The 4,330-nt window shown below is 59.6% G+C and carries 6 protein-coding genes and 1 pseudogene; all 7 read right to left on the reverse strand.

All coding sequences use genetic code 11. From position 1 onward, the window contains the following. On the reverse strand, window positions 1–197 hold a 197-nt coding region (locus LAN64_20545; protein MBZ5570216.1), incomplete at its 3' end, for a transposase. Between the two features lie 30 nt (window positions 198–227). Beyond that, window positions 228–515, reverse strand: coding sequence for a transposase zinc-binding domain-containing protein (locus LAN64_20550; protein ID MBZ5570217.1), 288 nt, complete (start codon window positions 513–515; stop codon window positions 228–230). After that, complete coding sequence (locus LAN64_20555) at window positions 512–691, reverse strand: hypothetical protein (protein ID MBZ5570218.1); 180 nt, start codon at window positions 689–691, stop codon at window positions 512–514. Before LAN64_20555 ends, LAN64_20550 begins: the two co-directional genes overlap by 4 nt. Before the next feature lie 166 nt (window positions 692–857). Then, the gene (locus tag LAN64_20560) at window positions 858–1,856 is read right to left on the reverse strand and encodes a site-specific integrase (GenBank protein MBZ5570219.1); all 999 of its coding nucleotides are present in this window, start codon (window positions 1,854–1,856) and stop codon (window positions 858–860) included. After that, a complete protein-coding gene (locus LAN64_20565) occupies window positions 1,853–2,797 on the reverse strand; it encodes a tyrosine-type recombinase/integrase (GenBank protein ID MBZ5570220.1) in 945 nt (314 codons plus the stop codon). The genes LAN64_20560 and LAN64_20565 overlap by 4 nt, the downstream gene beginning before the upstream one ends. Next, a pseudogene (locus LAN64_20570) lies at window positions 2,794–4,045 on the reverse strand (site-specific integrase). The gene LAN64_20565 and the pseudogene LAN64_20570 overlap by 4 nt, the downstream one beginning before the upstream one ends. A gap of 80 nt (window positions 4,046–4,125) precedes the next feature. Next, a partial coding sequence (locus LAN64_20575; GenBank protein MBZ5570221.1) for a hypothetical protein occupies window positions 4,126–4,330 on the reverse strand: 205 nt, incomplete at its 5' end.

Below are 4,330 nucleotides of genomic sequence, written 5' to 3' on the forward strand. Positions count from 1 at the left end.
GACAGTCCTCCTCCCGGCACGACGCAGTGCAGGTGGGGGTGCGGCTGCAAGGTCTGTCCCCAGGTGTGCAGGATGCTGAGAAATCCGATCTCCGCACCGAGATGTTTGGGATCGGCCGCCACTTCCAGCAAGGTGGCCGCCGCGGCCTCGAATAAGAGGGTGAACAGGACCTTCTTATTCTGCCAGACCAGCGGCACGAGCGTGTGCGGGATGCCGAAGACCAGGTGCTAGTAGTCCACCGGCAGGAGTTCCTGTTGCCGCTGGTGCAGCCACTTTTCCCGCGCATTGGTCTGACACTTCGGACAATGCCGGTTTCGGCACGAGTTATATGAGATGGCTTGATAGCCGCAGCGTAAGCATTGGTCACGGTGCCCGCCGAGGGCCGCCGTACGGCAGCGCACGATAGCCGTGAGCACTTTGACCTGCGCCCACGTCAGCGAATGGCGATAGCATTCCAGGAACTTGCTTCCGGTTTTGCGGATGACATCAGCCACCTCCCAGGGTGGCCGCGTCACTTATCTTCATCCTCCGTCGGCGGTTTTTCGCCATAAGCGCGAAGCTCGATCTGGTCCAGCGGGTTGATGGCGGCATGCAGATGACGCTGCGACAGGTGCAGATAGATGATCGTGTCTTTCAATTCCTGATGGCCCAACAACAACTGGATAGTACGCAGATCGGCGCCGGCTTCCAGAAGGTGCGTGGCATAGCTGTGCCGGCTATGTCTTCAGAGACATAGTCGACACTATATGCCCTTCCTAACTATGTCGGGTAATTGAGAGCCTGCGCAGACTTGGCCTGGAGAATTCAGTTCGGCGTGGGCAAGGCCCCTGACATTACCCGACATAGTTTTAGGCCGGTTACAGATCGCTCAGGAAGGCGAGGAGTCGGTCGCCCGGTTTATAGCGCCCCCGTCGTCCGTGCGGAGGGGAGGTCTTCGCCAGTACTTTCTCCTTCATGGCCAGCGTCGCCTCGAGATAGATTTGCGTAGTTTCAACACGCTCGTGACCCAGCCACAGCGCGATCACGGAACGGTCGACGCCCCCTTGGAGAAGTTCCATGGCCGTCGTGTGCCTCAATCGATGGACAGTGACCCGCTTGTCTCTCAACGAAGGGCACACGCGGGAAGCCGTCATGCGATGCTTGTTCAGCAAGTACTGCACGCCGTGGACGCTGAGTCGTTCACCTCGGGCGCTGGGGAACAGGATGTTTCCGTCACCTCGCTGGGGCTCACGCAACCAGGCCTTCAAGACAACGAGGGTGGATCGGGCGATGGGCGTACAGCGTTCTTTGCGCCCCTTTCCAATTACCCGCACGTGGGCACCGGTTCCCAGAATCATGTCCTGCCGTTGGAGTCCGCTCATCTCCGAGAGGCGCAGGCCAGTTTGTACGGCCAGCAAAATGAAGGCGTGATCACGGCGGCCCGACCAAGTGCGCTGATCCGGAGCCGCCAGTAAGGCATCCACTTCCGGGCGGGTGAGAAATTGAACCAAGGTTCGGGTAAAACGCTTGCTGGGGATGGCCAGCACACGTTGGATCTGGGCGGAATGGGCTGGCGCCTCGAAGGCTGCAAAACGAAAGAAAGAGTGCAGAGCCGTAAGACGTAGATTGCGGCTCCGAATGCTGACGCCTTGATGCATCTCCAAATGATCCAGAAACGCCATGACCAAGGGTGCATCGATCTCCTGGAAGTTTAGCTGCGACGGTGCTTTGTGTAATCGCTGCTCGGTGAACTTCAGGAACTGACGGAAGGTGTCACGATAGGAACTGACGGTGTGAGGACTCGCCTGACGCTGCTGCATCAGGCGCTGAGTGAAAAAACGCTCCAATAGCGCTGCCAGGCCGAGGGAGGTGTTCATAGCCGACCCTCCCAGCGCTGCTCTAACCGCCGCATCGCTTCACGCATGAGTTCCGGGGAGCCTTCCAAATACCACTGGGTGTCGGCGACGTGCACATGGCCAAGGTAGGCAGACAACAAGGGAAGTCGCCGCTCGGGATCCTGACCGGACTGATACCATTGCACGAGGGTATTCGTCGCAAAGCGATGACGCAGGTCGTGCAGACGAGGGCCATGACTGTCCGAGGGGCCCCGCAGACCGATCTGTCGAGACAACGCATAGAACGTTCGATGAATCTCTCCGCCATCCAATCGATGGCCCCGGTTGGAGACGAACAAATAAGAGGACACTACTCGTCCCACCCAATGGCGCCGACGTCTGGCGATATAGTCCGCCAGCACCGCACAGGTCGAGGCATGCAAAGGTACGAGGCGAGTTTTACCGAACTTGGCGCCGCGGATCGTCAACACCGCCGCCTCCAGATCCACATCTTGCAGTTCGAGGTTGCGTGCTTCGCCGAGGCGTAGACCGGAAACGCTCAGCAGTCCGAGCAGACAATAAAAAACCTGCGGTCGCAGCTTATCGCGCTTATACCGATAGGGCATCCGGAGGGCGGCGCGCAATAAGCTGCGGATCTCTTCCGCAGAGTACAGGTAAGGTCGCGCCCGCTTCGGTTGGAAGGGCAACAAGCCCGGCGGCGGAATCTGCGTGCGCAGATCGGTTGCACTCCGATGGCGCGCGAAAGTGCGCACCACACTCAGGCGGCGCGCCCATTCTGCGGGTTGCACGGTCGATGATTGCTGCGCCCAGGCGAGCGCCAACGGGGCCGTGATGTAGGAGGAGCGCTGCTCTTCCATGAATTGGACGAAGGCCAGTAACAGCTTGCCAGTCTCATGCAATTTGAATCCTAAGCTGCGGCGCAACTTCAGGTATTCCCCTACGGCGTCACGAAGCGTGGTCATCGCGTACCTCCCGGCCACGGCATGGCGAGGGTTCGCAGGGCATCGAGATCCACTTTCGCGTAGATCTTGGTGGTTTGAGGGTTATGGTGACCCAACAACTCACCGATCTCACCAAGCGAGGCGCCCTGACGCAACATCTCGGTGGCTAATCCATGCCGAAACTGATGGGCTCCGTAAGTAGGAGCATCAACACCGGCCCGCTGAAGGCGATGCCGTACGATTGATCCAACACCACAGGCGCCTTGAAAGCCGCAGACGGGAGCTCTGGCACGCAAGAACACGCGCCGACTGCTACATCGTGGCCGTCCATACCGCAGATACGCGGCGATCGCTTTACCCACTTCCACGGGCAACGGTAGGTCGCTGCGCTGACCACTCTTGCCGCGAACGCTCAGCTGCCCCGCCTTCCAGTCGATCCCATCGAGTTCGAGAAACGCCACTTCGCCTGAACGTAAACCCAAGCGTGCGAGCAGGAGCAGGATGGCGTAATCGCGACGGCCAACCGCCGTACTCCGGTCGATGCTGGCCAGCAACTGACGGACTGCGTCCATTCCAATCGCTCGGGGGATCGATGACATCGACCAGTTAGGCACGATGGGGACGGCAGCCGCTAGATCCAGCTTTACCTCCCCGCGATAGCGCGCATACTGCAGGAAGGAACGTAACGCGCTGGTTAGGAGTTTCGCTCGCTTCGGGTGCAAGCGCGGTGCCAGGTGCTGTACGAATGCCACGACGTCGCGGGCACACAGGTGCGACAGAGTGGCGGGTGCGCCGCCGAGCGCCGCCGAAGCGGTCCTTCAGAAAACTGCGAATGAACGGAACGTAGTTGATGATCGTGGCTCTGGCCAAGCCGCGCGCTTCCCGTAAGTGCTGCTCGTAGGCCTGGGCACAGCGCTCCGCAGAGGTCAGCGGACGAGCTGACACTTTCTTCTCCGTGGGAATCGCGTGCTCATGGCGCAGAAAATCGAGCAGATGCCGGAGCGCGGCAGCGTCCCCTCGGCTCGGTCGCACCCTCCGAGCCCGGTAACGCAAGTACTGCTGCGGATGATCTGAGGTGATGCCGCGTAGTGCGACATCCCGTTTTCTAAGCCATTCGCTGAAACACGCCGCAAGCAAAACCTGCCGGTACAGCGAATAGCGGGCATACCCCTGCCCACGCATGGCCCTTTCAAAGCGCACGATGTATTCCGCGAGCGGCCCTTCCGGCGCTCGCGACAGAATTATTCGATTATCGATGATGTATTTCACGGAAGACTCTTTTCTCCCCTTGTACGGGGTTGAGGAGTCAATACTATGTCGATGCCGCTACATGCATCGGCCCGTAATCATTAGGCTGGCGAGCGATTACAAGACATAGTCAGGAAGGGTAGATAGTGCCGGAACGTGTGCCATCCCACCTTGCCAATCTTGGCCTCGGCGGCTGCGGGTTTGATGTGGTCGGTGAGCAGGATGCCCGCCCATCGAGGCTTGCCAGTATCGCCAGCGAACACATAATCGGAATCTGCCGTGTAGACCGCCCTTGCTTTGTGTTGA

This window comes from Terriglobia bacterium, from assembly GCA_020073185.1.
In the GTDB taxonomy this organism is placed as follows: Bacteria; Acidobacteriota; Terriglobia; order Terriglobales; family Acidobacteriaceae; genus JAIQGF01.